We start from the raw sequence: 23,657 nt of genomic DNA on the forward strand, positions 1-23,657 counted from the left end.
TTATTATGAAGCTTATGCTAACTTAGTCATGACGACTTCTAAGGTGCTGCCCTATGTCTATCGAGATTTGGTTTGCCTTTGCCCTTGCATCCGTGGCCTTGCTCGCTATTCCTGGGCCGACGATTTTGACGGTTGTCAGCTACTCCATCGCCCAAGGCCGACGCGCTAATATTCCGCTTGTCGCTGCGGTTGCTCTAGGCGATTCAACGGCGCTGGTTTTTTCGCTACTTGGCTTGGGTGCTGTTTTGGCTGCTTCGGCGTTTTGGTTCACCGTTATCAAATGGGTAGGCGGTTTGTACCTGCTCTATATGGGCATAAAGCTGTTGCGTGCTGGTATTTCATCGGTTCAGCCGGTAACACCCGCCGTATCAGGTTCACGCTGGAAACTGTTCACCAATACCTATTTGGTCACGGCACTGAACCCCAAAGGCATCATCTTTTTCGTCGCCTTTTTGCCGCAATTTGTTAACCCTGGTGCTAATGCGGGGCAGCAGTTGTGGATTTTGGCAGTCACGTTCGTGGCGTTAGCGACACTCAATGCCACGCTTTACGCGGTGTTCGCCTCATCTGTGCGCAAGATGCTTGCCTCGCGCCGCGCCCAGCGCCGTTTCAATGTCGTGGGGGGAACACTGCTCTCTTCGGCGGGTGTCTGGGCACTGCTGGCCAAACGACCTGCATAATAAGCGGCCTGCGTAATAGGCGGTTGGTGATTTTAGACTGTCAGGAAACCACCGGAATTAACCATGATCAGGAATGCCGTAAAGGACGATTCGTTAGCAATTGCGGAAATTTATAATTACTACATTGAAAATACCGCTACTTCTTTTGAAGAAAAGTCAGTATCGGGTACCGACATCCAGGGTAGGACTGAAAGTGTGCAGGGAGCAGGCTTACCTTGGATAGTCGCAATGGAAGACGGTGCTCTAGTGGGCTATGCCTATGCTACCAAATGGAAGGAAAGGAGCGCCTATCGGTTTGCAGTTGAAGTCAGCGTCTATCTATCCAATCACATACAAGGCCGAGGCTTGGGCACAACGTTATACGAAACTATTTTCTCTAAGCTCAAAGAAGCCGGGGTTCAAACGGTGATTGGCGGCATCACACTTCCAAACCCTGCAAGTGTTGCACTGCACGAAAAAATGGGCATGAAAAAAGTGGCTCATTTTGAAAAGGTAGGGTTTAAGTTCGATCACTGGCATGACGTTGGCTATTGGCAGCTAAATTGGAAAACCTGAGCGTAGCCCACCCGACAGCCCATGGTGAAAAATGCTAGGCGACTAATTTCTAATGACGGCAGCAATCATTATCTGCTAGCTTTAAGGCTAAGTGGATTTTGATATTTTCAGGTTGTTGAATAAAAGTAAGCGGAGTCGGTTACTGCGATTAGACACCTTGCTAGAAGTCCGTTCTCGACCCTTAGCGGCCCTTCCGGCAAAAGCGGCATACTGATTCAGCCGTGTTATGCAACCGGTACGATAATCTATGTTATGCTGCCTACTTATACTTAATTTCTTTAAATTTCAGTGGGATAGGGCGTAAATGAAAGGCGGTATAACCTGAATGAACGTGCCGTCGGGTTTATTCAGGTTATGTTGTAGAGGGGCGTATAATCACTGTTAGATGCTTATGAGAATTAAATGACCGATCGTGCAAACCGATATGCCGCCTTCGACAACTTTCGCGAAGGCTCAAAAGACCTATTCGAGGCGTATGCTAAATCTACGGAAAGTAGTTTGCGTTTAGATAGCTTATATTCGTTCTACGTCAGTCCGGGTGGAAGGTATGGAGGGAGAAACAAAAAAATCGTAGACGTCTTCTACGGCAATCGACCGTTTGATTCAATCACAGAAACTGGAGTCAACTTCCAAACTATCAGAAAATTAGAAACAGCACGCGGAGCCACTCTATCGTATCAGCGAACGGATGATGGGCTAGTGTTGTGTAGTCTAAGCCCCGCAGCCTCGGAGAACTTTCATCACCCTGAAGACTTTATTCTTCTGGATATGGTCAAGAACCCGACGGAACTGGAGCGTAAATCAAAGCGACACTGGAGAATGTTTCAGGCCTATATGGAGTCCACTTGTTTGGATGGAAAGCCGACCTTCTTTCAAAAGATATTGGTATTTTACCTTCGTAATTTTAAAGAGTTTGTTGCAGATAAAACTTTACAAAAGCGAAGAGCGTCGGTGTTTTTCAGAGAAATAGCTAAATATACAGTCACAGTCGGGCTGAGTGGATTTATTATTTTGATGGTTAATTGGTCTAAAGATTCTATCGATAGCAATCAAGCCTTGGAGAGACACCATGAAGTATTGAGCGTTTATTCTAATATAGCGGAAAATGCAAAGATAATAGCTAAGTCTTCCGAGGCAATTGATGCAAGAATAAAAATACTTGATCAGACGACAAGCGATAACCTTCAGTCGCTCAGTTTGACCATTCTGGAAAGCGCTTCAAGAATAGAAAGGTCTCTAGACTCTCTTAAAGAGGCAAACGAAACTCGTGCTAAAAAGGTCGAGGGTAAGGGTGCTCAACATGTGGGTGAATAATTATGGATCATCATCTAACAATTTGCTGCACACGGAAAAATTACTCGCTGCTCTCCAATTTTTCCGGTGAGCTAGGCGTTATATCAGTACTACCTACAAGACCGCTCTTGGCCGATTTAAGACCTCCGATTAATCTGGCGAAGTTCATTATATGCGTTAATCTTAAAACGTTAATTTTCTAAATTAGGTATACATAACATTTTGGCACCTTCTGAGGCTGACTAGTCGGCTCTCGTTTTAAAGCTGTTTAGATTGCTAAGGGGGGAGGTGTGAGCGAATCATTACGCGAGTTGCTGACCGAGTTAGAGCAATTTGGCCAGGAAAACGATGCTGCCATTGCTGATCGCCCGCATCGTATGCTCAATATCACCCGTGATACGGGGGAGTTTCTTTCAGTACTCACCCAAGCCTCGGATGCAAAACGAGTGCTGGAGATTGGTACCTCTAATGGCTATTCCACGTTGTGGTTTGCCCAGGCAGCTCAGAAGATTTCCGGGCACGTTACGACAGTAGAACTTTCCGAATACAAGTTCGATCTGGCAGCCACGAATTTTGAGCGCTCGGGGCTTTCTGACTACATTACCCTGCTGCGATGTGACGCTGGCGAGCTGCTGAAAAGCATGGATGATTCTTCGTTCGATCTGCTTTTTCTCGACTCTAACCGTTCGGATTATTTGCAGTGGTGGCCAACTATCAAGCGAGTTCTGCGAGAGGGTGGGCTTCTTGTGGTAGATAACGCCATTTCTCATGCAGACGAAATGGCTGCTTTTATAGAACTGGTATCGGCAGACCTCGATTTCACCACGTGCACCGTACCCGTTGGCAAGGGTGAATTTCTGGCAACACGCTGTGGTGGTTAAAGGCAGCCCTTATCACGGCTTGGCTAGGCCTAGATGAAGATGAGAAAACACTATGTTTCCTGTATCAATAAAAGGTGTTTTGATCTTACCCTCTGACGAGGTGGTGCTGGCGCTCAATGATCGCAAGGAGTGGGAATTACCCGGTGGGCGTATTGAGATTGGAGAGAACTCTACCGATTGCTTGGCACGGGAATTTAAGGAAGAGCTTGGTATCGATGTTGAGGCAGTTAACCTTGTCGATACTTACCTATTTGAAGTGATACCGGATAAATATGTGTTCATCGTCACTTATAGCTGTCGTTTGATTGGGCAATTTACCCCTGTATTGAGTCACGAGCATCACAAGATTGAAACGTTCCCAATCGATGATTTACCGAATAATTTGCCCATAGGCTATGCGAAGTCTATTCACCGCGCGTGCTGCGGGCGTTAACTGGAGAGGCTTGCATGGATCAACATCTGGCAGATGAATTGGTCGGAATGATGCAGGAAGACCAGCGGGTGCTGCGGCAGCTCTTCGATTCAGGTGAGCTGCCCTCTGAGTCATACCATCCGCGAATGAAATCACTTCATGAGCAGCACGCTGCCCGCCTGAAGGAGATCATTAGTAGTGACGGCTGGCCTGGTATGTCGCAAGTGGGGGAGGAAGCTGCCAAAGCTGCTTGGCTAGTCGCTCAGCATTCTGTTTCAGATCCTGAGTTTATGGTGAAGTGCGTCGGCTTACTAGAAGATGCAGTTGTTAAGAAAGATGTGATGGGTTGGCAGTTGGCATTCCTTCAGGATCGAGTGCGTACTTTAACTGGCAAACTTCAGTACTACGGCACCCAGTTCGATGTTGATGAAAATGGATGGCCCATCCCCTTTCCCATTGAAGATTCCGCTACGGTTAATGAACGCCGTGCGCGTCTCGGATTGAACTCCCTGGAGGAACGCCAGGAGCAAATGACAGAGCAAGCGCGGAAGCGCCGTGCCAATATTGAGCAAACCAATTAGCCAAACGCAGCACTCGAACGCTCTTGTATTCACTTCGCTCAGAGCGACGCGCGACGAAGCGCAAACGCCTTAATAAATCACACCTCGCCGCGCATCGAGCTAAACGAGCTCTTCACTTGTTAAACGGTGAGGTCGTCGACGGTATCATCCAACTGGCGAAGTTCGTTATGTGGGTTAAGCTGAAATCGTTAAGTTTCTAATTTAGGTGGAACCGGCGTTTTACGCGTTACCACCTTTCGAGGCCGACCCACCGGCTCGGATTGGTCGTCTGGCGCAGGCAGTTTTCTTACAACGCCTTGCCGCCGAATGCGACCAACATCTCCATAGAGCCAAGCGAAAAGGAACCTACGATGGCGACAAAACCTAAAGGTAATGGCGGCGGTAAGTCTACGGGGAGTGAGTCACTCAACTCTGTGTCGTGCGGAGCCGAACAGCTGCTATTAGCGGCACTGGAGCGGGGTAGCCACTGCCTTGAAACAGGTCGTTTTCTGATTAGTTACCGAGACGGGATGTTAGAGGAGGGCATCAAAACACTCAAAGACCGAAAATTTCGAGTCGCCGACGCCCGTGACTTTGCAGATCAAGCAGTTAGCTTGGAAGACGCCGGTGACGCTGAAGTAATGGTGTTTCCTGAGATCGGCGTCGCGCTCGTGGGCGGCGATGCCCTACAACAGCATGGGATGAGCGTGAATGATGCTGTTTTAACGGAAGGCCCGATCGAAATTATCGAGCCTGAATATTTTGCCTTCTCGGAAAACTCGGAGTATCTGCGCGGCTTTTTGCGGGCAGCGAGCACCATTGCTCACGATCTTGGCGTTGATCGTGGTGCGGGGGAAACCGAAGAAAATCTTGACGATGAAGTTATCGGGGCGACCTGGGGATTAGCTAAATGCAGGGTCCCACAAAGTAGTTGGAGTGGCGCCGGTATTAAGGTCGCCGTGCTAGATACGGGAATGGATTGTGGGCACTCAGACTTTGCCGACAGACCCTTCGACAGCCGCTCATTCGTAGGGCAGCCGGTTCAAGATATCAATGGGCACGGAACCCATTGTATTGGCACCGCTTGTGGGCCCAGGGCCTCCTCAGGAAGCACTCCAGGTTATGGTGTCGCTTTCGATGCGCGGGTTTTCGTTGGCAAGGTGCTGACCAACTCAGGCAGCAGCACTGGCGCAGGGGTGCTAGCAGGAATGAATTGGGCGATTGCCAATCGATGCGAGGTTATCTCGATGTCCCTTGGTAGTCAGAGCCCAGCGCAGGCAGCCTACACCCATGCCGGCGCGGCGGCACTTCGCAATGAATGTCTTATTATCGCCGCCGCTGGTAATGCTTCGATGAAAACGGGGGCGCCTGCCAATTCGCCAACCATTATGTCTGTCGCATCGCTTGATCCAAACTTAAGGCCATCCAGTTTTTCAAATTTTGGTAAGGTCGACATTGCGGCACCGGGGCGGGATGTGTTCTCGTCATGGCCTCGGCCGGTTAACTTTAAAACGATTAGCGGAACCAGTATGGCAACACCACACGTTGCTGGCTGCGCGGCGCTTTGGGCTCAGTCCGACTCCTCGCTGCGCGGAATGAATCTCTGGCGGCGACTGCTGTCTTCAGCACGGAAACTGCCATTTCCCGACGCCCGCGTAGGGGCGGGGTTGGTTCAGGCGCCCTAATGTCGGCAGATTCTCGCTGGGCAGATAACCCATGCGGTCCTGCTCAGGGAATAGATTTCGAAGGTAAAATCGATGGAGAAAATAGAGCTCTGGATAGTGACGATTTCAAGCGATCAATCGATTAAGGAAATAGCCACGCGCTTGAGTGAAGAAGGCTTAACCATTAGGGATGTGCTTGAGGAAATTGGCTGCATTACGGGATCAGCAGATACTGCCACAGCGGATCGGCTGAAGGGCATTGAAGGCGTGGTGGATATTGCGCCGGATATACAGGTCGAAGTGGGGCCGCCAGGCTCTGAAGAGACTTGGTAGGACTTGAGATAGGGCTGCTAGCCTAAGGGTGTGAGCACCAATGTTTGAAGTTGGCTTTGAAAACAGTTTTGAAGAGATTTTTTGAAGACAGTTTTTGCAGATAGTTTTTGAAGATAGTTTTTAAGACGGTTTGAAGATAGCTGAGTGCCTTGCCAAGCGCTTTATCAGCTGCTTAATCGCCCAGGGTGAATATCCATGTCACAACAGTCGCTGCTGTTATTGCTAGCAGACATCATTCTGGTCATTCACGTGCTATTCGTGGCCTTTGTAGTACTTGGCCTCTTTGCCGTGTATGCAGGTTATTTTCTTAACTGGCGTTGGGTACGACATCGGACGTTTCGCATCACGCATTTATGTGCCATTGGCTATGTGGTCGTGCAAACGTGGTTGGGTGCCATTTGTCCGCTTACCACCTGGGAAATGGCGCTAAGGGCAGAAGCAGGCGCCGCTACCTATTCAGGTTCCTTTATCCAACATTGGCTGCACAGCCTGCTTTATTTCACTGCGCCTGAGTGGGTATTTATACTGATTTATACGGCGTTCGGTAGCTTGGTGCTGGCCAGCTGGTTTGTTGTGCGGCCCATCAAACGCTCGCGTTAATACGCTTAAACGGCTTAGGTGTTATATTTTCTAACGTATAAATACTTACTCTAGGGAAGGGTTAAAATGCTCACCACGATCATTATCTTAGCGGTACTGGCGATTGTCGTATTTTATGTCATCGGCATTTACAACAAGCTCGTTTCGCTGCGCAATCGCTTCCAGAACGCGTTTGCCCAGATTGAAGTGCAGCTAAAGCGTCGACATGACTTGATTCCTAACCTCGTTGAGACGGCGAAGGGTTACCTCAGCCATGAGCGGGAAACGCTACAATCGGTTATCGAGGCTCGTAATACAGCCGCGGCTGGGCTGAAAGCAGCCGCAGCTAACCCAGGCAGTGCCAAGGCGATTGCTGACCTTGGCGGTGCTGAAGGTGCGCTAACTCAAGCAATGGGGCGGCTCAATGTTGTTATGGAAGCTTATCCGGATCTGAAAGCCTCGCAAAACATGCAGCAGCTATCAGAAGAGTTAACCAGCACTGAAAACAAGGTGGCCTTTTCACGCCAGTCATTTAACGATGCGGTAATGCAGTACAACACTTACCGGCAGAGCTTTCCCCCTGTGGCGGTGGCGGGCATGTTCGGACATGGTCAGGATGCTTCCCTGTTAGAGTTCGAAGACAGCGCTCAGATTCAGGCGGCGCCCAAGGTGTCGTTCTAAGCCACTGCGGAGGTAACAGGGACACATGGATTTCTTTACTGCTCAGGATCATGCCCGGCGCAAAACTGGGCATTTAGTTGTCTTGTTGATACTGGCTGTGGTGGCTCTCATTGCGGTGACGACACTGGCGGTTGCCATCGCGCTCCATTTTATGAACGGGGGCCAATCGGCGTCACACTCCAACCTCTCTTCCCAGGCTCTGTCTAGCCAGGGAATGTTGTCGTCTCTATCTATCGAGCTTGTTGCTGGTGTTGCTATTGCAGTGCTCGCTGTCGTGGTGCTGGGTGGCCTGTTCAAGCAGCGCCAACTAGGTCGTGGTGGCCGAGCAGTAGCGGAAGCGCTTGGCGGGCGCGAAATTAATATGAACACCCGCGATGCTGATGAGCGCCGCATTCTTAATGTGGTGGAAGAAATGGCCATTGCATCCGGAACGCCGGTGCCTTCCGTTTATGTCATGGAAGAGGAGGGGATCAATGCCTTTGCCGCAGGCCATCAACCCAGTGATGCGGTCATTGGTATTACTCGAGGCACGATCCGCAACCTGACGCGGGAAGAGCTGCAAGGGGTGGTGGCTCACGAGTTTAGCCACATTCTTCACGGCGACATGCGGCTGAATATACGGCTGGTCAGTGTGCTGCACGGCATACTGTTGATTGGCATGCTGGGTGGCATGCTGCTGCGCAGTATGCGTTTTCGGCGGATGGGCGGTGGCAAACGCGACAACTCGGCGGTGGTCATTTTAGGCCTAGGCGCGGCGCTGATGCTGATTGGCTACGCGGGCACTTTTTTTGGCAACCTTATCAAGTCAGCGGTCAGTCGTCAGCGGGAATACTTGGCGGATGCTTCGGCAGTACAGTTCACCCGTAACCCCCAGGGGATTGGTAACGCACTGGTCAAGGTGGGGGCTCATTCGCAAGGGTCATACTTGCAAGCATCACAGGCGGCGGAATTTAGCCACTTGTACTTCAGTCAAGGTGTGCGGCTGGGTCTTAACCAGATGATGGCGACTCACCCTCCCATCAAAGACCGTATTCAGCGGGTAATGCCAGACTGGGATGGCCGCTTCGAACCCAGCTGGCCGTCTCCACAGGCCGAGGACGAGACACCTGATTCAACAGATGAAAAGACGCGCCCAGGGTTAGGGCTCGGTTTAGGGTCTGAATCTGGCGTTAAAACCGGAGTGCTGGCCGCTGTCTTAACCGGTGCCTCCGCGCGCACGGCCATTACTTCTATTGGTCAGCCTGATCAACGGCACTTGGCCCAGGCGCGGGCGACGCTGGAGGCATTGCCAGAGCGGCTTCGAACGGCGGCTCATGAGCCTTATGCTGCTCGCGCGTTAATGTATGGGCTGTTGCTTAGTGAAGATCAGGCGGTACGTGAGCACCAGTTAGAGGCGTTGCAGCAAATCGCACTGCCGGATGTTTATCGGGAACTGACACAGCTAGCCCCAGACATGGTGAAACTGGATATACAGTTGCGTTTGCCGCTGGTTGAGTTGGCGCTGCCAGCGTTAAAGTCACTTTCGGTAGAGCAGGCTCAGCACTTTCGCCTCTGTGTTGAACGCTTGATCAGCGCGGATGGTCAAGTCAGCTTGTTTGAATGGACGTTGCATCAGCTGTTGTTGAATAACCTGACCGAGCAGGACAGTCGATCTTCTCATCTTAAATTGAGCGATGTGCAGCACGAGTGTCAGGCGTTGCTCGCAGTTCTCGCGGCGGCTGGTCAGGATGATGCCGATGAAATCACCGCGGCCTTAAAATCTGCGGAAAGTGAGCTTCCGTTCGCACTGCATGAAACAGGCGATGTGGGTGATATGCAGGCGCTTAGTCTGGTGGTGGAACGTTTGCGCCGCTTGCAGCCATTACATAAGCCAGCCCTACTACAAGCCATGGCGCGTTGCATTGAGCATAGTGGGCATATTCGCCCAGCTGAGGCTGAGCTGTTCAGGGTTATGGCAGATATTCTCGATTGCCCCATGCCGCCACTGTTATCAGATGAGACATAGGCAGCAGGTGAGACATAGGCAGCAGGTGAGACATAGTCAGCCCCGTGCGTTATAAATAGCTTGCGAGCTGCGCTTGGCTGACGTCCTGTCATTGCAATAGTGAAAGCACCATCAGCGTTGTTTGATAGGTTTACGTTTTACGTAGCGAGTGCGTTTGGTTTTAGTACTTTTCTTTGGTTTCGCCGGGCCACCGGCCTCGCCTTGGGCTGTCTGCAGGCTCTGCCTGAGCTTGGCCGCATCGCTGTGGGTGAGTAGACCACGTAGATCATCCAGGAGTGCTTGCTGAAACGCGCCGGGGTCATCCTGCTGTTCTGAGATCGCCCGAAGCCGTTGTTCCCAAAGGGCAGTGCGTTCTGGCGTGCTTACGGCGCTTGGCAAGGCGGCGACCAGCGCACAGCCGAGTTTAGTGGCACGCAGGGCTTTTTGCTGACGCACCAGGTAGCCACGCTGTACCAAGGTTTCAATAATACCTGCGCGGGTTGCTTCGGTGCCAAGACCATCGGTGTCACGCAGCGTACGCCGCACATTGGGGTCGTCTACGTAGCGGCCAATGTTCATCATTGCTTTAATCAAGCTGGCATCAGTGAACGGTTCCGGCGGGCGGGTTTCTTTTTCCTCAACGCCTGCGCCCAGCGCTTGGCAAGTTTCCCCCTGAGTGAGCGGAGGCAGTGGCGGGGTTTCGTCGCGGGTGGTGAAGAGTGGCTTCCATCCGTGATCAAGAATGCTCTGGCCGCGGGCACGGAACGCTTCATCCAGCAGGGTGAACTCTGCTTTCACCTCAAAGGTGCGCAGCGGCCGATAAAACTGCGCCATCACATTGCGCACAATCAACCGAAACACATGGCCTTCGGTGGCGGAAAGTTGGCTAAAGTCTGCGGGCTTGCCGGTGGGCGCTAGGGCATGGTGCGCGCCTACCTGTTTGTCGTTCCAGGCTTTGGAGCGCAGGGTAAAGTCGGCTCCATTCAGCCACTGACGCAGTATTTCATCGTTCTGGCAGGCGCTGCTTAAGCTACGTTGAGCCAGCGCTAGATGCTCTTCGGGCAGGTAGCGGCAGTCGGAACGAGGGTAGGTGATTAACTTGTGCTGCTCGTACAGCCGCTGGCAAATATCCAGCACCATCTGCGCGGAAAGCCCGTGGCGGCGGGCGGCATCTACCTGTAACGCAGAAAGCGAATAGGGCAGCGGCGGCGCTTGGCGTTTTTCCTGTTGATCGAGGGTGGTTAAGGTGCCCCGAGCGCCTGGAAGCCGTGCTGCTAACGCATCGGCGGGGGTGCGATCAATCAGCCGTCCTTGTTCATCTAGCGGCTGGTGCGCTTTGGGTACCCACCAGGCGCGCAGCTGGCCCTGGGCCACCTGTAAATCCACCCATAGCGGGTAGAACGGATGAGGCTTAAAATCACGAATGGCATTGTCGCGGCGAACAATCAGCCCCAGCACTGGCGTTTGCACACGACCAACGGAAAGCACGCCATCATGTCCCGCTTGGCGGCCGGTGAGCGTCCAGGCGCGGGTTAAGTTAATGCCGTACAGCCAGTCAGCACGAGAGCGCGCCTGGGCCGCTTGAAACAGCGGCTGGTATTCCATATTAGAACGCAGCTTGGCAAGTGCTCGGCTCACGGCCGGTTTGTTAAGATCGCTGATCAGCAGCCTCTGAACAGGGCCGCGATACTTCATGTACTCAATTACTTCCTGCACCAGTAGCTGGCCTTCGCGGTCAGGATCGCCAGCGTGCACCACGCTGGTGGCCTGCTTAATCAGCTTGCGAATCACAGTCAGTTGCCCACGCGCCTTGGAGCGCGGCATCAGTTTCCACTGCTGCGGCACAATGGGTAGCCGATCTAGCCGCCACTGTTTATCGGCGGGGTCGTAAGCCTCGGGCGGAGCCTGTTCCAGCAAATGGCCTAGGCACCAAGTTACCGTGGTGTCGCCGCAGACCATAGCGCCATCCTGGCGTTTTGCGCTGCCGGGCAGCGCGTCGGCAATAGCCCGTGCAAGGCTGGGTTTCTCGGCGATAATCAAGCGCATACGGTGTTTGGCCCTGGCATTTGGTAGCAACAAGTTGCCATGTTAGCAGAACCTGGCATGGGTTAGCGTGCTGCTCTTTTAAAGAGGAGTGCAGTGTTGTTTGAAAGGTGAGGCGGACGTTAGGTGTGTATAGTTTTTGTATAAAATTATCAAATTGAGTAAGCTGTCAGAAAGTAATTAATGAGGCGGTTTCCATGCGCGAACGCGGTAGAACACGACGTTTACTAGGGCTGGGTGCCCGCACCGGCGGGGCGTTGCTGAAAACTCGCTTAGGCGGTCAAGCCGATTGGCGGGCGTTGGGCGAAGCGCTGTTTGAAGGGCTTTCGGAATTGAAAGGCCCGGCCATGAAACTGGCGCAGGTTATGTCGCAGTGGGATGACCTACTGCCCCCAGACTTAGCTAATGAGCTCGCTCGTTTGCAGCGCCAGGCCGAACCCATGCCGTGGCCGCGTATTCGTGAAGCGTTGGTGCTGCAGTATGGCGATATTGACCAGTTTTTTAGCGATATTGAAGAGCGCCCGTTTGCTAGTGCTTCCATGGGGCAGGTGCATAAAGCGGTCACTCATGCAGGCGAAACCGTCGTATTGAAAGTGCAGTATCCTGGGTTGGCGGATGTGCTGGAAAGTGATCTTAAGCAGGTCAGGCGTATCATGGGCTTGGGGCGTTGGTTCAAAGTGCCCCAGGCACGCTTGGATGCACTGTTTGAAGAGTTAGCGGCGGGGCTGCGTGAAGAGTTGGACTATCACGCTGAAGCCAACGCGCTTGCCCGCTATCGCGAGCGTTATCAGGATAATCCCCAGCTGGTCATACCCGAGCCGCTGTTTGAACTTTCCGGTCAGCATGTGTTGGCAATGCGCTATGTGGGCGGCACACCACTGCGAGAATTAGAAAGCTTCGACGACGCTACCCGCCAGAAAGTCGCGGTGGCACTAGCTGATTGGATTACCGAGGAGCTGTTTACCTACGGTGAGCTGCACGCTGACCCCCATGCTGGTAACTTTGCCGCGGATGCAGAAGGGCGCTTGGTCATCTACGATTTTGGTGCGGTGATACCTGTACCTGAAGCGCGCTTAAAAGCCATGATGCAGCTGTTAGATGCCACCCTGGCTCAAGACCCGATGGCCATGGATGAGGCGCTCATGAAAATGGGTGGCCGCCAGGGGCAGGGTGCGCCGCTGGCGCTTTACAGAGAGTCAGCCGAGTGCGTGTCCCCGCTGTTTGCCCCTGGCGAGCAAGATTTCAGCGACGTGCGGGTACACCGCCGCCTGCGGGAGCTGACGCCAAAAGTATGGGCTGCCATGGATCGCTTACAACCGCCCGCAGACACACTGCTGCTTTCCCGCGCGCTTAATGGCCACTATTGGAACTTAGTACGCCTGAAAGCGCGGTTGGATATGCATTCCCGTACTGAACCACTGCTAAGTTGGGCCCGGACACCCTAACCAATTGCCACTGCGGGGGCGCTGTCGAATATGCTAAACTATCGCGCTTTTCAATAGCGTCATTAAGACAGTGGAGACGGCAATGCTGGCGGTATGGGTCGATCAACTGCTGGGATTTGCCTCTGGGGCACTCTCGGCAATCAGGCAGCAAGAACACTACCCCGATTTTATGACGTGGGTACGTGACAAAGGCGCGGATGCATTTAATGGCAATGTGGCCACTGCTCAGGCATTGGCACCTATTTTATGGTCCCAGACGCCGCTAGAGCGGCTGGACTTTGCCAGTGAGCCCTTGGCTACCCCAGGGCGCAACGAACCCTGTTGGTGCGACTCCGGACGCAAGTATAAGCAGTGCTGCTACCGCGTAGATTTCCCCACGGAAATTCCCGAGCAGATGATGTGGATGCTTTCCCTGCGGGAATGGAAAGGGGCCACCTTAAAAGCCGCGTTGGAGAGTCAGCAAGCTCCTCCTCAAGCGCTGTTGGAAGCTGGGCTGATTGCCGCTGAAAGTGGCCAAACGGGGCGTTCAATGCAGATCCTTGAGTCGCTGTTTGACGGTAGCGATTGGTCGCGGCTGCCGGAACAGGCCGAGCCTGCCTTTGAAATTCTGTTGGATATTTACCAAGAGCGTGGCTTTACCCGCAAGCGTGCTGATCTGCTTGATGACGTTATGGAGCGTGGCCCATTGTTCTTGCGTGGCGTAGCGCTTGAGCGGTTATGCTTGATGCATCTGGATAATGACGATTTAGACAGCGCCCGCGCCGCTTTCGTAAAAGCCCAGCAGGCGCTACCAGATTCACCGACGCTAGCTTACATTGAAGCCATGCTTCTGCTGCATGAAGGTCATGAGGCAGAGGCGAAAGAGCGGGCTAACTTCTGGTACCGCCGCTTGGTTCGCCAGGGTGATTTAGACGAAGAGCAGCTTGAATTCCTGGCAGCTCTAGCAGAAAACCCAGGCGCCACCTTAGCTGACCAGCTATTGAGCGCCGAAGAAGATATGGCGACGCCGCTGGTGTCGCTGCAGTCGTTGTTGGCCGCACTGACGACCGCTCCCAAACTTGATATTCACCAGGACGAAGAGAGCGGCAGGCTGCTGTATAACACCACCGCTCGTGAAGAAACCCTGTTTGCAGCTTGGCACGAACAGTTTCAGGTGTTGGTCGATGAAGACGTAGCTTTGGGGTTCCGCGACGACCCGTGGAGCAACGCGGTGGAGTGGATGTCAGCATTGTGCGCTCATCCGGAATGGCTCGATGCCCCCCAAGTGGTACAAGATCTCACGTTGGCGCTGACCAGCCGGTTTGGTAGCTTGCCGTGGATGGCTCCCGGTTTGTTAGAACCATTGGCGTTGCGCCTTTCCCGCTGGCTTGAACAGGCCCGTGCCGCAGGCGATGGCAGTTTGTGTTGGGATGATGCAGATAACGCGATGCTACTGCGCACAGGTTTGGCGCTGGTGGTGGGTATGGAGCGCGGTGCGCGTCAGCACTCCCGTGAGTTAGCTGAAGAGCTGCTCGCCATAGATCAGGAAGATAGCCTGGGCTTGAGAGAGCTGGTGCTTGACCAACTGCTGCGCGATGATCGAAATGAAGAAGCGCTAGCGCTAACCGATGAGCCGCAAAAAGATGATGGCTCGTTGGAGCTGGGACTATTGATGGGGCGCACGCTGGCGCTTTATCGCTTAGAAAAGTACGATTGCGCCGAAGCGGCACTGGCCGAAGTGGTTGCTCACAACCGCCATGCGCTGGAGCTAATTTGTGCAGAGAACCCGCGGCCTTCCATGCCACATGCAGATGGTCAGGTAGACCCTGGCTCCCGCGCGGAAGCATGGCAGTATCGAACGCTTATGCGTGACCAGTGGCGCACCACGCCAGGGGCCCTGGCGTGGCTTGACGATCACCGTTAGTCGTTTATTAGCTCGTTTTTATAACCGGCGTAGGTACCAGTTGCTTGTCTCGGCTTATCCAAATCGCTAGCGCAATGGCGGGTAAGCCGAGCAGGGTCGCGACGACAAAGAATGTAGCGTATCCCTGGGCGGTAACTACTAATCCTCCGAAGCCACTTAGAAACTTGCCTGGTAGCGTCATTAGCGATGAGAAGAGTGCATACTGAGTAGCGGTATACGCCCGCGAGGTCAGGCTGGAAAGGAAGGCGATAAATACCGCACTGGCTAGGCCATTGGCTAAGTTATCGCCCACAATGGCCATGACCAGCATGGGGAGCTGTTGTCCCGCCAACGCTAGCAGGGCGAACAGCAGGTTGGTCAGCGTGGCGGCGGCGGCACCAAAGATTAGCAGTGGCCCGATGCCGTAGCGTGCCACCAGTAACCCGCCAAGAATACCGCCAGTAATACTCATAGCAATGCCGAAAATATTGGTGACGTTGGCAATAGTGGCCAGTGAAAACCCTAAATCGATATACAGTGGGTTTGCCATAGAGGCCATTGCTAGGTCGCTAATTCGAAACACCGCGATAAATACCAAAATACCTAATGCCTTGACGCCATAGCGACGAAAGAAATCGGTAAAGGGGCACACAATTGCGCCAATTGCCCAGGCACCTAACCTGCGTAGTGCTTTGGGCTTGCCACGGCTAGCACGGATAAAGGCACGTACTTTCGGTTCGTGGATCAGTTGAACCGACAGCGAAGCGCGTTTTGGCTCTGGTCGAATAAGCACCGTAAGCACACCAATCCCCACTAAAGCGGCCATAGTGAGATAGGCGACATTCCATGACGCGGCGGAGGCTACGTAGAGTGCCCCCGCACCTGCCGCCAGCAGACCAGCTCGGTAGCCAATAATATAGGTAGAAGCCATTGCCGCCTGCATATCATCATCGGCAGATTCAATCCGGTAGGCGTCAATGGCGATATCCTGGGTTGCCGAGCCAAAGGCCACCAGCAGGGCAAAGGCGGCTACCCAGCCCAGGTTTCCGACAGGGCTTAATCCAGCCAAACCGATTAAGCCAGCGACAATCATACCCTGAGCAAGCAGCATCCAGCCGCGTCGTTGGCCAAACGTTCGGGTGAGTATAGGGAGTGCCAGCCGATCGACGATAGGCGCCCAAAAAAACTTGATCGAGTAGAGCATGCCGATCCAGGCGAAAAAGCCGATGGCGGCAACTTCCACACCGTCGCTGCGTAACCAGGCAGACAGTGTGGAAAACACCAGTAAGAAGGGTAGGCCCGCAGAAAACCCTAAAAACAGCATGGTGATAACAGGCGCTCGCAAGTAGATAGCGAGCGCAGCCAGCCAGCTACGCTGGGGGGTTGGGGTTGGCATGTTGATTAACACTCCAAAAAGAAAACGTCTGCGTCAAGGCCCGCTGAAAAACCTGGCAGTGATAGACTAGGCCTGACATCCATGACAAAGCCGACAGCTTACCGGAGAGGAGTTTTCCATGTCGATTACGGCACATCAGGTAGTGACCTTACATTATGTTTTAAGCGACGTTCTCAACGATGGAAGCACTCGTGTGCTTGACGACTCTAACGCGCGTGATAAGCCGCTTGAGTATCTTCACGGTCACGACAATATTTTACCTGGTTTAGAACGCGCGCTCGATGGAAAAGAGGCGGGTGCTGAATTGCGGGTTACGTTATCCCCGGTGGATGCCTATGGCATTCGCAATGAGGCGTTGGTGCAAGATGTTACCCGCGCCTCCTTTGGCAACGTAGCGCTAGAACCGGGTAGTCGTTTTCAGACCGAAGGTGAAGCAGGCCCACAAATTGTCACCGTGGTGAGTATCGATGGCGACATGGTGACAGTCGATACTAACCACCCACTGGCTGGCCATACGCTGCGCTATAAAGTGAATGTGTTAGCAGTGCGTGAGGCTACCCGAGCAGAATTGGCGAAAGGCCACCCGCTCCCCGAGGGCACTGAACACAGTAAAGTAGAAGATCGCAAAGTACTTTGACTGTCGGGGCTTTGATTACAAGTGTTTTGATTAGCAGCGTGTTTTACGCCTGAAAAACTGACCCATATCAAGTTCCTGAAAGGCCAAAAGTTACCCATTTGCAAAGCTTGACCCAGATCAGTTTCCCTTGCCGTTAACCCAGTACGATGGGGACATACATCACGGCGGGAGGAGTAGACCATGTACTGGGATGATGCGGTTATTTTTGGTCTCGTTACTGTTGCGCTAATGATTGCCTTTATGATCGGTTGGGTAGGCTTCATTGTCCGTGATCATCTTCGAAATGATGATCGTAAAAAGCCTTAACGTAACGAGCATGTCAGTCGTCAGGGGAGGGGGCTTACTTTTTAAAGTGAGCTTCCTGTTGCCGGCCCAAGTGGGCCGGCTTTTTTTGTTGGGTTACAGCATAGCCCGGTAAAAATACAGTTCGTTAGAAGCAGTTCCTAAGTAATTGGGTGAGCCCTCTGGTAAAGTGCCTTACATCATAATTAGGCACTGCATCGCTAGGGAACCGTTTGCTATGAACGCTGCCAGTTCAGTTTTTTCTATACGTCTTTACGCTAAAAAACACCCTAAGTTAAGTATAACCTGCGTCCTTCTGCTACTTAGCTGGCTATCAGTACCAGCCTATGCTCAGGCACTAAGCATGATTAATGGTGATGCGAAAAAAACGCTCTCTATTAACGACTTACGCCAAAAATCTGATATTACCCAGACTGTATTTGACCCTTATCAAGGGCGGGAAGTGGAAATGCGCGGGCTCGAATTTCGTCGTTTTCTCATTGATCAGTTTGGTGACGTACCGCCTGCCTTGCGCTTTACCGCATGGGATGACTACGAAGTGACGTTAGGCGGCTGGCATGACCCTAATTGGTTATTGGTGACTGAAGAGGATGGTAAGCCACTTTCATTGCGTTCACGGGGGCCGCTGCGGCTGGTCGAACAAGCTTACGATGATCAACGTGATGTCGAAAAGCTGCGTGAATTCAACGATTGGATATGGATGATTCGTAGTATCGAGGCTAAGTGGTGACACCTAAAGCACCGACTCCCTTACAGTCGACTCTATCATCCCCCGCTTATTCACCGGTAAAGAGAAAGAAGCGGCGCTATGTGACGTGGTTGTCATTGAGCTTAATGAGCTTTATGGCACTGATGGTAGTGATTGTTTATGAGGCGCGCTGGGTGTACCCAGAAATACAGGCGTACTTTAGCCAAACAGGCAATTTGACTGGACAGCAACTGGCGACTCGCTCCCGAGGATATTTGCAGGGTGCTCAGCAGCAATTGCTTGGTGAACAGCCTTTCGAGGCAGACAGTATTCAAACAATCAGGATAAATCTAGACCTTGCGTATGGATTGTTAGATGTCGAGGTGTATCGCCAAAACTACAGCTGCACCGCCCCCAGCTTGCAGACCATCAATGCGCTTTCAGATCGAATTTACCGAGGAACCGTGACATCGGTTGATGCTGCAAGCGAGCTACTAGAGCCTATCGATTGCTTAACACGCATTGAAATGAGCCAGCTTGATTTGCGTGGAATGGCCATCAATGCGTTTTCTGAAAGTACACGCCGACATAATCAGGTAGTGACCTACTCCAGCATGGTGATTTTTGCACTGGGGCTGCTGTTTTGGGTAATGCATGAGCGTCAATTGAGGCGGGCTGAGCGTGCCACAGAGCAAACCTTGGCCTGGATGGAAAGGGCGATGCGTGATCCATTAACAGGCATAGGTAACCGCAGCGCGCTTCAACAAGAAGTGATGGCTAAAGAAGGAACTTCCCTTGCTTTGATACTGGTCGATATTGACTTTTTTAAGCAGTACAACGATTCCATGGGGCACCCAGAAGGTGATCAGCTATTGCGTTGCCTGGCTAGCCTATTGAAAGACGTGCTTGGTGAGCAGGCGACACTTTATCGATTAGGTGGCGATGAGTTTGCCGCTTTATTGCCTTGCCAGAATGACTCTCTGTTAGGTGACTACTGTGATCGATTGACGTCCGGCTTACGGGGGGCCGATTTACAACACCCTGCGCACCCTGATAACAAAGGGGTAACGCTTAGCATTGGTGCCGTGCGCTTTGATGCAAGGGAAGATGCTTTCCCGCTTGCTTACTCAGAAGCCGATAAAGCGCTTTATCGAGTGAAGAGCGCAGGACGTGATGGTTACGAAGTTTCGTTAAAGGGGTGATGCTGAAAGGCTGGCAGCGGGCACACTTGAACAGGTAATTAGAGTCATCAGTACTCTTCGGTCGAAATATTCAAAAAAGTAAACAATGGGAAAGTGGCGCCCAGGCTATGGTGTCGAGTGCTCGTCAGGGCTAGGATTATTTTAGAAACAGTGTTCGTTAATATCCTTAGCGCATGGAAAGGAGCCTCGTGATGAGTCACGAAACTGATGACTTGCTTAAAAAGCGCCGTTCACGCCGTCAAGTACTTGCCAGCTTAGGGCTTGGAGCCGCTGCGCTCTATGTTGCCCCTACGCTGATGTCTATGGGGCAAGCTGAAGCACATGGGCGCCATCGTTCGCGACCGAGTCGCTCACGTTATTCCCGACCCAGTTATTCTCGACCTAGCTATTCTAGGCCTAGTTATTCTAGGCCTAGTTATTCTCGCCCCCGCTATTCACGCCCGAAGCGGTCACGCCATCACTATTCTCGGCCACAACGCCCCCGCTGGGAGCGCGATGGTGTGATTGAGATTCGAATAAGTCGTCTATTACCTCGCTGGTAAGGTGGTAACGTGATGACCACATCCGTCGTTGTCGACTATGCATTAGAAAATCTTGGCCCTTGCCTGCGTCTAGTCGATGCTCAACACTTGCTACCGGTTATTCATCGGGCTATGCCTGGCTGGCGGCTTATCCCTTGCGAGCCCCAGCAGCAAGCACCAGACATTTGTGTTTGGCGACATCCCGACGGTTTTTGGCAGGAAGCACCTGCGTTACCTGATGGTATGTTATTGGATACGCCGGTAGGCACTGCGTGCAGTGTTATTGCCGATGTGACGGGTGCCTATTTACACGGCCACCCTCAACTCATTGGTATTCACTGCGGGGCTGTGGAGATAAATAACCAGCTGGTTATATTTCCTGATAGTCATCGAGCGGGAAAAAGTACGTTAACAGCTGCGTTTGCTGCGGCTGGTTGCCGAGTGTTCGGTGACGATGTGCTGGCACTGAATAGCAGTGGCGAGGGTATTGCGTTGGGTGTTGCCCCTAGGTTGCGCTTGCCATTGCCTGAAACCCTAGCGCCCGAGTTTCATCAGTTTGTTGCTAACCACCTTGGCCCACATGATGACCGATACGGGTACTTGGCGTTGAGCGATCAGCAGCAGGCACAGCATGGTTCTAAAAGTCCGTTAGGTGGTGTGTTACTGATTGATCGAGATACGACACTTACCGCTCCGCAGCTCGTTCCGCTTCAGCCTGGAGATGGGTTGTGGCAGCTGTTGCAGCAGAATTTTGCAGAGCATGAATCAGACCAAACGCTGATCGAGCGTTTTTTGCCGTTGCTTCAACGTCTGCCCTGTTTTTTGTTGCGGTATCGAGATGCCTATGAAGCAGCTCAATGGTTGACTGCCCAATGGGCAGATACATCCTTACCAGCGAAGAGAATGCACCCAGCTGATTCTGAGGAGCTTACTAGCGCTACCTCTACAGCAGTGGGTAATCAACAGGTCGCACTAGAGGAAAACGATAAGCGCTGTTGGCAGGCCTGCAAAGCGGCGTATGAGTTTCCATTGGGTGATGAGCTTTTTGTCATTGCTAAAGAGGGTGGAGCGATTCATCGTCTAAATGTTACTAGTCGAGCGGTGTGGGCGCTGTTGGAGCACGAAGCTCTGAGTATAGATGAGATTACCGATACATTAGTGGCGTTTTTTGCTGGCGCCAATAGGGAAAGTGTAGAGCGCGATATCTCTCATTTGCTAGGGCAGTTAGTACACGCAGGGCTTGTTCAAACTGTCCCAGGTTAGCGCTGGCCGGCACGTCATGTAATGTTTTAGCGGCGACGCCCATTTTTGAATTTGGCACTGGCAGGCAACTTAACGGATGTTGCCTGCCAGTGCCTCTCGTTGGCCACGACGCGGTTCTAAACAGTGCAGCGTGGCGTGGCCATCAGAAATAATTATGCGCTGATAAGTCCTGCTTTCTGGCGTAGGAAATCAACAATTGTGTCAGCAGGAACCATGGTGGCTTCGCTGTCTCGGCGGCCTTTGTATTCCAGCTCGCCGTTATCCAGACCACGGTCACCAATCACCAAGCGGTGGGGGACGCCCATCAGCTCCAGGTCGGCAAACTTAACACCGGGGCGTGTGTCACGGTCGTCAAGCAGTACGTCTAAGCCCGCCGCTGTTAACGCTTGGTAGAGGCGTTCTGACTCTTCGCGCACACGCTGTGATTTGTGGGCATTCATGGGCACCAGTGCCACCTGGAACGGGGCGATGGCGTTTGGCCAAATAATGCCTGAGTCATCGTGGTTTTGCTCAATGGCGGCAGCAACCACACGGGTAACGCCGATACCATAGCAGCCCATCCACGGATGGCTGGTTTTGCCGTTGTCACCCAGTACCGTCGCGTTCATTGCTTCCGAGTACTTTTGTCCAAGCTGGAAGACGTGGCCCACTTCGATGCCGCGTTTGATAGAGAGCGTGCCTTTACCGTCCGGCGAGGGGTCACCTTCTACGACATTACGAAGGTCGGCGACTTGAGGCAGAGCCGCATCGCGTTCCCAGTTGATGCCGAAGTAGTGCTTGCCATCGACGTTTGCGCCTGCGCCAAAGTCACTCATTAGCGCCACGCTGCGATCAATAATGACCGGCATTTCCAGGCCAACAGGGCCTAGCGACCCAGGACCTGCACCAACGGTTGCACGAATCTCTTCTTCGCTTGCCATAGTTAGCGGAGCCGCTACCTGGGGCAGGTTTTCGGCTTTGACTTCGTTGAGCTCATGGTCCCCACGAATTAGCAGGGCAATTAAGCCACCTTCGGCGGCATGCACCATCAATGTCTTGATGGTCTTCTCGATGGACAGGCCATGCTGCTCTACCAGGGCGGCAATCGTCTTAGCGTCTGGCGTATCAACCAGGCGCATCTCTTCGCTGGGGGCTGCGCGCTCGGCGTTGCTGCCGAGTGGTGCGGGCAGCGCCTCAGCTTTTTCCATATTAGCGGCGTAATCGGATGCGTTGGAGAACACGATGTCGTCTTCACCCGAGTCGGCTAGCACGTGAAACTCGTGTGAGCCAGTGCCGCCAATTGAACCGTTATCGGCAATGACAGGGCGGAAGTCGAGACCCAGGCGAGTAAAGATGCGTGAATAGGCATCATACATGGTCTGGTAGGTGTCTTTGAGAGAAGCTTCGTCCAAGTGGAAGGAGTAGGCATCTTTCATAATGAACTCGCGAGAGCGCATCACACCGAAGCGAGGGCGAATTTCATCACGGAATTTTGTCTGGATTTGGTAGAAGTTAACCGGCAACTGCTTGTAGCTGGCAATCTCTTTACGTACCAGGTCGGTAATTACTTCTTCATGGGTAGGACCTACGCAATAATCCCGCTCGTGGCGGTCTTTCAGGCGCAGAAGCTCTGGGCCGTACTGCTCCCAGCGGCCAGACTCTTGCCACAGGTCGGCAGGCTGTACCGCTGGCATTAGCACTTCCTGAGCGCCTGCGCGGTTCATTTCTTCGCGTACAATGGTTTCTACTTTGCGCAGGGTGCGCAGACCAAGAGGCAGCCACGTATACAGGCCGGAAGTGAGACGACGTATCATACCGGCGCGCAGCATTAACTGGTGGCTGATGACTTCAGCGTCGGCCGGGGTCTCTTTCAATGTCGCAATTAATAATTGGCTGGCGCGCATGGGCGTGAGTATTCCTTGGTTGTAGGAGAATGCTGAATCGTTAAGTAGTCGAGTGCTTAATCTTGCGTTTAATATGGCATTGTACGGCTAAGCGAGTAAGGCGGCAAAATACCACGTTAGCAGTTTGGAGTGTCCAGGCGTTTAAGTGTGTTAAACTTGTCAAGTTTTGTGGCTCGATAGCAGCAGTTAAAAACAAAAGTATCACTTTCTGTCGCTATCGGTACGTTAAGATTTTGAGGGAACCTTCATGCAACAAGCAGTGCGCCGTTGGTTAACGGGGGCCGTTGTAGGTGTCTCCATTGTGGCATTAAGTGGTTGCGGGACGATTTTTTATCCCGAGCGAAAAGGTCAAATGAGCGGTAGCGTAGATCCCGTTGTGGCTATCGCCAATAGTGTAGGGTTGCTGTTCTTTATTGTGCCGGGCGTTATTGCCTATGCCGTGGATTTTTCTAATGGCACGATTTATTTACCCAGCACGAGCAGCGCATCGGTAGATGTCCACCGCTTAGACGATGCCATGGATGTTGCCGCGTTGGAAAAGCTGCTTTCTGATAAAGCAGGCCAGCCGGTGAGCTTAGAACATGAGCTGATGGTAATCGAAGAAATGGATAGCCTGGATGAAGCGCTGGCGATGGTGCGTATGTCGGGTGTGCTGGATGAAGAGCGCCTAGGCACTATGTAACAGGCACTATGTAACATATGTATATGTAACTATGTAATAGCGGTGAATATAGTGCTGGCACCAGAAAAATGCCCCCTGCAGCTTTGCTGC

At 52.6% G+C, this 23,657-nt stretch carries 23 protein-coding genes; 20 read left to right on the forward strand and 3 right to left on the reverse strand.

Annotation, left to right across the window (positions count from 1 at the left end):
* The first annotated feature begins 53 nt into the window (after positions 1-53).
* The 11 genes from HZS79_RS01870 to HZS79_RS01920 all read left to right on the forward strand — a co-directional run bounded on the left by HZS79_RS01870 (position 54) and on the right by HZS79_RS01920 (position 9,643).
* Complete coding sequence (locus HZS79_RS01870) at positions 54-680, forward strand: LysE family translocator (RefSeq protein WP_179926912.1); 627 nt, start codon at positions 54-56, stop codon at positions 678-680.
* Between the two features lie 63 nt (positions 681-743).
* Entirely contained in the window at positions 744-1,235 is a 492-nt protein-coding gene (locus HZS79_RS01875; protein ID WP_179926913.1) for a GNAT family N-acetyltransferase, read from the forward strand.
* 402 nt (positions 1,236-1,637) lie between these two features.
* Positions 1,638-2,549, forward strand: coding sequence for a hypothetical protein (locus tag HZS79_RS01880; RefSeq protein WP_179926914.1), 912 nt, complete (start codon positions 1,638-1,640; stop codon positions 2,547-2,549).
* A 269-nt stretch (positions 2,550-2,818) separates the two neighbouring features.
* Positions 2,819-3,409 (forward strand): class I SAM-dependent methyltransferase, encoded by a 591-nt coding sequence (locus tag HZS79_RS01885; RefSeq protein ID WP_179926915.1) that lies wholly within the window; start codon positions 2,819-2,821, stop codon positions 3,407-3,409.
* A 52-nt stretch (positions 3,410-3,461) separates the two neighbouring features.
* Positions 3,462-3,842 carry an NUDIX hydrolase gene (locus tag HZS79_RS01890; protein ID WP_179926916.1) on the forward strand — a complete coding sequence of 127 codons (381 nt, stop codon included), beginning with the start codon at positions 3,462-3,464 and terminating at the stop codon, positions 3,840-3,842.
* Positions 3,843-3,856: 14 nt separating this feature from the next.
* Positions 3,857-4,402, forward strand: coding sequence for a DUF6624 domain-containing protein (locus HZS79_RS01895; RefSeq protein ID WP_179926917.1), 546 nt, complete (start codon positions 3,857-3,859; stop codon positions 4,400-4,402).
* Between the two features lie 350 nt (positions 4,403-4,752).
* The gene (locus tag HZS79_RS01900; protein ID WP_179926918.1) at positions 4,753-6,066 is read left to right on the forward strand and encodes a S8 family serine peptidase; all 1,314 of its coding nucleotides are present in this window, start codon (positions 4,753-4,755) and stop codon (positions 6,064-6,066) included.
* 72 nt (positions 6,067-6,138) lie between these two features.
* Positions 6,139-6,378: a hypothetical protein gene (locus tag HZS79_RS01905; protein ID WP_009724600.1), complete on the forward strand. Its 240-nt coding sequence runs from the start codon at positions 6,139-6,141 to the stop codon at positions 6,376-6,378.
* Positions 6,379-6,573: 195 nt separating this feature from the next.
* Positions 6,574-6,978, forward strand: coding sequence for a DUF2784 domain-containing protein (locus HZS79_RS01910; protein ID WP_179926919.1), 405 nt, complete (start codon positions 6,574-6,576; stop codon positions 6,976-6,978).
* A gap of 66 nt (positions 6,979-7,044) precedes the next feature.
* A complete protein-coding gene (locus tag HZS79_RS01915) occupies positions 7,045-7,638 on the forward strand; it encodes a LemA family protein (protein ID WP_162219994.1) in 594 nt (197 codons plus the stop codon).
* A 25-nt stretch (positions 7,639-7,663) separates the two neighbouring features.
* A complete protein-coding gene (locus HZS79_RS01920; protein ID WP_179926920.1) occupies positions 7,664-9,643 on the forward strand; it encodes a M48 family metallopeptidase in 1,980 nt (659 codons plus the stop codon).
* Between the two features lie 111 nt (positions 9,644-9,754).
* Here the strand turns inward: HZS79_RS01920 and HZS79_RS01925 are convergent, their stop codons facing one another.
* Complete coding sequence (locus HZS79_RS01925; protein ID WP_179926921.1) at positions 9,755-11,668, reverse strand: DNA topoisomerase III; 1,914 nt, start codon at positions 11,666-11,668, stop codon at positions 9,755-9,757.
* A gap of 194 nt (positions 11,669-11,862) precedes the next feature.
* On the opposite strand from HZS79_RS01925, the gene HZS79_RS01930 reads away from it, so the two are divergent.
* Positions 11,863-13,110: an ABC1 kinase family protein gene (locus HZS79_RS01930; RefSeq protein ID WP_179926922.1), complete on the forward strand. Its 1,248-nt coding sequence runs from the start codon at positions 11,863-11,865 to the stop codon at positions 13,108-13,110.
* Between the two features lie 82 nt (positions 13,111-13,192).
* Positions 13,193-15,013, forward strand: a complete 1,821-nt coding sequence (locus tag HZS79_RS01935) for an SEC-C domain-containing protein (RefSeq protein ID WP_162218492.1) — start codon at positions 13,193-13,195, stop codon at positions 15,011-15,013.
* Positions 15,014-15,020: 7 nt separating this feature from the next.
* Here HZS79_RS01935 and HZS79_RS01940 read toward each other — a convergent pair whose 3' ends face one another.
* Complete coding sequence (locus HZS79_RS01940; protein ID WP_162218491.1) at positions 15,021-16,388, reverse strand: AmpG family muropeptide MFS transporter; 1,368 nt, start codon at positions 16,386-16,388, stop codon at positions 15,021-15,023.
* A 118-nt stretch (positions 16,389-16,506) separates the two neighbouring features.
* Here HZS79_RS01940 and HZS79_RS01945 point away from each other — a divergent pair, with 118 nt between their 5' ends.
* From HZS79_RS01945 to HZS79_RS01965, 6 genes are all read left to right on the forward strand, one after another.
* Positions 16,507-17,025 carry an FKBP-type peptidyl-prolyl cis-trans isomerase gene (locus tag HZS79_RS01945; RefSeq protein WP_162218490.1) on the forward strand — a complete coding sequence of 173 codons (519 nt, stop codon included), beginning with the start codon at positions 16,507-16,509 and terminating at the stop codon, positions 17,023-17,025.
* A gap of 180 nt (positions 17,026-17,205) precedes the next feature.
* On the forward strand, positions 17,206-17,331 hold the full coding sequence (gene ccoM / locus HZS79_RS16860) for a cytochrome c oxidase subunit CcoM (RefSeq protein WP_274380163.1): 126 nt from the start codon (positions 17,206-17,208) through the stop codon (positions 17,329-17,331).
* A 340-nt stretch (positions 17,332-17,671) separates the two neighbouring features.
* Positions 17,672-18,058, forward strand: a complete 387-nt coding sequence (locus HZS79_RS01950; RefSeq protein WP_238401433.1) for a hypothetical protein — start codon at positions 17,672-17,674, stop codon at positions 18,056-18,058.
* Between the two features lie 113 nt (positions 18,059-18,171).
* Positions 18,172-19,218 carry a GGDEF domain-containing protein gene (locus HZS79_RS01955; RefSeq protein WP_340159007.1) on the forward strand — a complete coding sequence of 349 codons (1,047 nt, stop codon included), beginning with the start codon at positions 18,172-18,174 and terminating at the stop codon, positions 19,216-19,218.
* A 321-nt stretch (positions 19,219-19,539) separates the two neighbouring features.
* A complete protein-coding gene (locus HZS79_RS01960) occupies positions 19,540-19,722 on the forward strand; it encodes a hypothetical protein (RefSeq protein WP_179926923.1) in 183 nt (60 codons plus the stop codon).
* 50 nt (positions 19,723-19,772) lie between these two features.
* Positions 19,773-21,002: a PqqD family protein gene (locus HZS79_RS01965; RefSeq protein ID WP_218927910.1), complete on the forward strand. Its 1,230-nt coding sequence runs from the start codon at positions 19,773-19,775 to the stop codon at positions 21,000-21,002.
* Between the two features lie 152 nt (positions 21,003-21,154).
* Here the strand turns inward: HZS79_RS01965 and HZS79_RS01970 are convergent, their stop codons facing one another.
* Positions 21,155-22,885 carry a proline--tRNA ligase gene (locus HZS79_RS01970; RefSeq protein WP_179926925.1) on the reverse strand — a complete coding sequence of 577 codons (1,731 nt, stop codon included), beginning with the start codon at positions 22,883-22,885 and terminating at the stop codon, positions 21,155-21,157.
* A 247-nt stretch (positions 22,886-23,132) separates the two neighbouring features.
* Here HZS79_RS01970 and HZS79_RS01975 point away from each other — a divergent pair, with 247 nt between their 5' ends.
* Positions 23,133-23,567: a hypothetical protein gene (locus HZS79_RS01975; RefSeq protein WP_162218486.1), complete on the forward strand. Its 435-nt coding sequence runs from the start codon at positions 23,133-23,135 to the stop codon at positions 23,565-23,567.
* Positions 23,568-23,657 lie beyond the last annotated feature (90 nt).

The organism is Vreelandella zhaodongensis (genome assembly GCF_013415115.1).
Taxonomy (GTDB): domain Bacteria; phylum Pseudomonadota; class Gammaproteobacteria; order Pseudomonadales; family Halomonadaceae; genus Vreelandella; species Vreelandella zhaodongensis.

What these genes read in the sequence shown, in the direction of transcription:
- HZS79_RS01960 (WP_179926923.1), top strand. Translation starts at nt 19,540, where the DNA reads ATGGGCGCCATCGTTCGCGACCGAGTCGCTCACGTTATTCCCGACCCA.
- HZS79_RS01875 (WP_179926913.1), top strand. Translation starts at nt 744, where the DNA reads ATGATCAGGAATGCCGTAAAGGACGATTCGTTAGCAATTGCGGAAATT.
- HZS79_RS01900 (WP_179926918.1), top strand. Translation starts at nt 4,753, where the DNA reads ATGGCGACAAAACCTAAAGGTAATGGCGGCGGTAAGTCTACGGGGAGT.
- HZS79_RS01870 (WP_179926912.1), top strand. Translation starts at nt 54, where the DNA reads ATGTCTATCGAGATTTGGTTTGCCTTTGCCCTTGCATCCGTGGCCTTG.
- HZS79_RS01925 (WP_179926921.1), bottom strand. Translation starts at nt 11,668, where the DNA reads ATGCGCTTGATTATCGCCGAGAAACCCAGCCTTGCACGGGCTATTGCC.
- HZS79_RS01880 (WP_179926914.1), top strand. Translation starts at nt 1,638, where the DNA reads ATGACCGATCGTGCAAACCGATATGCCGCCTTCGACAACTTTCGCGAA.
- HZS79_RS01950 (WP_238401433.1), top strand. Translation starts at nt 17,672, where the DNA reads ATGATTAATGGTGATGCGAAAAAAACGCTCTCTATTAACGACTTACGC.
- HZS79_RS01945 (WP_162218490.1), top strand. Translation starts at nt 16,507, where the DNA reads ATGTCGATTACGGCACATCAGGTAGTGACCTTACATTATGTTTTAAGC.
- HZS79_RS01915 (WP_162219994.1), top strand. Translation starts at nt 7,045, where the DNA reads ATGCTCACCACGATCATTATCTTAGCGGTACTGGCGATTGTCGTATTT.
- HZS79_RS01970 (WP_179926925.1), bottom strand. Translation starts at nt 22,885, where the DNA reads ATGCGCGCCAGCCAATTATTAATTGCGACATTGAAAGAGACCCCGGCC.
- HZS79_RS01930 (WP_179926922.1), top strand. Translation starts at nt 11,863, where the DNA reads ATGCGCGAACGCGGTAGAACACGACGTTTACTAGGGCTGGGTGCCCGC.
- HZS79_RS01965 (WP_218927910.1), top strand. Translation starts at nt 19,773, where the DNA reads ATGACCACATCCGTCGTTGTCGACTATGCATTAGAAAATCTTGGCCCT.
- HZS79_RS01940 (WP_162218491.1), bottom strand. Translation starts at nt 16,388, where the DNA reads ATGCCAACCCCAACCCCCCAGCGTAGCTGGCTGGCTGCGCTCGCTATC.
- HZS79_RS01905 (WP_009724600.1), top strand. Translation starts at nt 6,139, where the DNA reads ATGGAGAAAATAGAGCTCTGGATAGTGACGATTTCAAGCGATCAATCG.
- HZS79_RS01935 (WP_162218492.1), top strand. Translation starts at nt 13,193, where the DNA reads ATGCTGGCGGTATGGGTCGATCAACTGCTGGGATTTGCCTCTGGGGCA.
- HZS79_RS01920 (WP_179926920.1), top strand. Translation starts at nt 7,664, where the DNA reads ATGGATTTCTTTACTGCTCAGGATCATGCCCGGCGCAAAACTGGGCAT.
- ccoM (WP_274380163.1), top strand. Translation starts at nt 17,206, where the DNA reads ATGTACTGGGATGATGCGGTTATTTTTGGTCTCGTTACTGTTGCGCTA.
- HZS79_RS01955 (WP_340159007.1), top strand. Translation starts at nt 18,172, where the DNA reads ATGGCACTGATGGTAGTGATTGTTTATGAGGCGCGCTGGGTGTACCCA.
- HZS79_RS01975 (WP_162218486.1), top strand. Translation starts at nt 23,133, where the DNA reads ATGCAACAAGCAGTGCGCCGTTGGTTAACGGGGGCCGTTGTAGGTGTC.
- HZS79_RS01895 (WP_179926917.1), top strand. Translation starts at nt 3,857, where the DNA reads ATGGATCAACATCTGGCAGATGAATTGGTCGGAATGATGCAGGAAGAC.
- HZS79_RS01890 (WP_179926916.1), top strand. Translation starts at nt 3,462, where the DNA reads ATGTTTCCTGTATCAATAAAAGGTGTTTTGATCTTACCCTCTGACGAG.
- HZS79_RS01910 (WP_179926919.1), top strand. Translation starts at nt 6,574, where the DNA reads ATGTCACAACAGTCGCTGCTGTTATTGCTAGCAGACATCATTCTGGTC.